Origin of the sequence: Microbacterium sp. (assembly GCF_011620665.1) — a bacterium.
GTDB lineage: Bacteria > Actinomycetota > Actinomycetes > Actinomycetales > Microbacteriaceae > Microbacterium.
In genome coordinates, this window is the sequence record NZ_WOYQ01000046.1 from 11,410 (window position 1) to 14,357 (window position 2,948).

Annotated in this window: 2 protein-coding genes and 1 pseudogene; all 3 read left to right on the forward strand. The window is 71.6% G+C overall.

What is annotated here, in order from left to right:
• Positions 1-1,313 (forward strand): annotated as a pseudogene (locus QZV81_RS06435) (hypothetical protein); the annotation flags it as partial.
• A 3-nt stretch (positions 1,314-1,316) separates the two neighbouring features.
• A complete protein-coding gene (gene recR, locus QZV81_RS06440; RefSeq protein WP_292834517.1) occupies positions 1,317-1,910 on the forward strand; it encodes a recombination mediator RecR in 594 nt (197 codons plus the stop codon).
• 164 nt (positions 1,911-2,074) lie between these two features.
• The coding region (locus tag QZV81_RS06445) for an aspartate kinase (protein ID WP_292834540.1) at positions 2,075-2,948 on the forward strand (874 nt) is incomplete at its 3' end.

Genomic DNA, 2,948 nt, shown 5'->3' on the forward strand with positions numbered 1-2,948 from the left:
TCGGCGGGCCGGCGGTTGCGGGCGGGTCTGCGGTGAGCGAGCGGCCGTTGGCGCCTGGGTCTGCGGTGGTCGGCGGGCCGGCGGTTGCTGCGGCGGTTGCGGGCGAGCCGGCGGGGGCGGGCGAGCCGGCGGGGGTTGGGCCCGTGGGGGACGGGCCGGTGGGGGCTGTGCCGGTGGCTGTGGACGAGCGGCCGTTGGCCGCTGGGTCGGTGGCGGGCGGGCCGGCGGTGGTTGCACCGGTGGACGCACCCGTGCCGTCGGGTCCGCTGACGCTTGGGCAGGTGCGCGATGCGTGGCCCGAGATTCTCGGACGCCTGGAGTCCGTGAGCCGGGCATCGTGGATGATCGCGACCGCGGCCTCCCCGCTCTCCTACGCCGACGAGGTGCTGACGCTGTCGTTCCAGAGCCAGAACGACGTCGCCGCGTTCAAGAAGCTGGCCGCCGGCGCGGGGCCCAGCGAAGACCTGCGCGGAGCGATCGCGAGTGTTCTCGGCGTGCGCGTGAAATACGTCGCGCGGCACGACCCCGATGCGAGCGGGCGTTCCGGGAGTTCGGCGAGCGCGGGGATTTCCGCGAGTTCCGGTCCGGCGGATGTGGGCGGTGTCCCGGGCGCCGGGTCCGGCGACGTTGGTGCAGGACCCGGCGGTGAGCCAGGACCCGGCGGTGAGCCAGGACCCGGCGGTGAGCCAGGACCAGGCGGTGAGCCAGGACCAGGCGGACCAGGATCAGGACCCACCGGCGGTGAACCAGAGCCAGGACCAGCACCCGCCGGCGGTGAACCAGAGCCAGGGCCAGGACCCGCCAGTGGTGGACCGGGACCAGGACCCGGCGGTGACGGTGCCGGACGCGGCGGCGCGCGCACGGCGGCGGCGGGCGGCGGGCGGGCGCATCCGGCGGCATCCACACCCGTGACGGAGTGGACGGTGGCCACGATCCCCACGGGCGACGCTCCGGAGCCGGCGGGCCTGCTGGCCGTGGACGACGAGCCCGAAGAGGCGGCATCCGCCTCGGCGCGGGCGATGACGCCACAGCGCGAGGGCGACGTCATCGACGACGCCGCCGACCTTGTTCCACCCGACGACGAAGACGATGTCCCGCCGCCGGTGGATCCCGATGCGCCCCTCCCTCCCCGGGGGCCCGTCGCCGTCGAACGGCCCGAGCCGCCCGAGCCATCCGCACCGTCCGCACGATCCGCACTGTCGGCACCGCGCCGGGGCGGCATCGAACGCGTCGGCGAATCCGTCGTCCGTCAGGTGCTCGGCGCCACGTTCGTTCGTGAAGAGCCGTACACCCCACCGTCGAGGTTCAGCTAGCCCATGTACGACGGCATCGTCCAGGACCTGATCGACGAGTTCGGCCGGCTTCCCGGCATCGGACCGAAATCGGCTCAGCGCATCGCGTTCCACATTCTGCAGACCCCGACGTTCGACGTGTCGCGATTGTCCGTGCTGCTGGGCGAACTGCGCGAGCGGGTGCGGTTCTGCGAGATCTGCGGGAACGTCTCCGAGCAGGAGCGCTGCAGCATCTGCCGCGATCCCCGCCGCGACCCAGAGCTGATCTGCGTCGTCGAAGACGCCAAGGACGTCTCGTCGATCGAGCGCACGCGCGAGTTCCGGGGGCTGTACCACGTGCTGGGCGGCGCGATCAGCCCGATCGCCGGCATCGGGCCCGATGACCTCAGGATCACCCAGCTCATGCAGCGCCTCGCCGACGGCACGGTGCAGGAGGTGATCCTCGCGACCAACCCCAACCTCGAGGGAGAGGCGACGGCGACCTATCTCAGCCGCCTGCTGCACACCCTCGAGATCCGCGTCACCCGGCTCGCGTCGGGGCTCCCCGTCGGCGGAGACCTCGAATACGCCGATGAAGTCACCCTCGGTCGCGCCTTCGAGGGCCGTCGCTCCATCTGATCCGCATCGCCGTGCGTGCTCGAGGGTGACCTCATCGCTCGCTCCCCGCTGGCTCGTCGCTCGCTCGTCGCATGACCGGTGCGGCATCCACCCCTCCCTAGAATGGTGCGTTGGGGCCGGAATCCGTCCATTCGGGCCCCGTCCACACACTCGGGAGTTCCACAGTGGCGCTGATCGTCCAGAAGTACGGCGGGTCTTCCGTTGCCGACGCCGAGAGCATCAAGCGGGTCGCCAAACGCATCGTCGACACGCGCCGCGTCGGTCACGACGTCGTGGTCGCCGTCAGTGCGATGGGGGACACGACCGATAGGCTGCTCGACCTCGCGCACCAGGTCGCGCCGATTCCGGCTCCGCGCGAACTCGACATGCTGCTGAGCTCGGGCGAACGCATCTCGATGGCGCTGCTGGCGATGGCGATCCACTCGATGGGGTTCGAGGCGCGCTCGTTCACCGGCAGCCAGGCCGGCATGATCACCGACGCGACGCACGGCGCGGCGCGGATCGTCGATGTCACCCCGTTCCGCCTGCGCGAAGCCCTCGACGAGGGCGCGATCGTCATCGTCGCCGGTTTCCAGGGTTTCAACCGTGACACCCGTGACATCACGACCCTCGGCCGGGGCGGGTCCGACACCACCGCGGTCGCGCTCGCGGCGGCGCTCGGGGCGGATGTCTGCGAGATCTACAGCGATGTCGACGGCATCTACACGGCCGACCCGCGCGTGGTCCCCCGGGCCCGGAAGCTCGATGTCGTGTCGTCGGAGGAGATGCTCGAGCTCGCCGCGAACGGCGCGAAGGTGCTCTACATCCGCGCCGTCGAGTACGCCCGCCGCCACGGGGTGATCATCAATGCCCGCTCGACCTTCAGCTCGGGGCGGGGCACGTTCGTCCTCGCCCGGGGCATGAGCGCCCCCGCATCGATCACCCTCGGTCTGACGGCGTCCGCCCCCGGTCTGACGGCGTCGCCCGGTACACAGTCGCCCGGTACACAGGAGTCCGGCACACAGGAGAGTCCCATGGAAGAACCCATCGTCGCCGGCG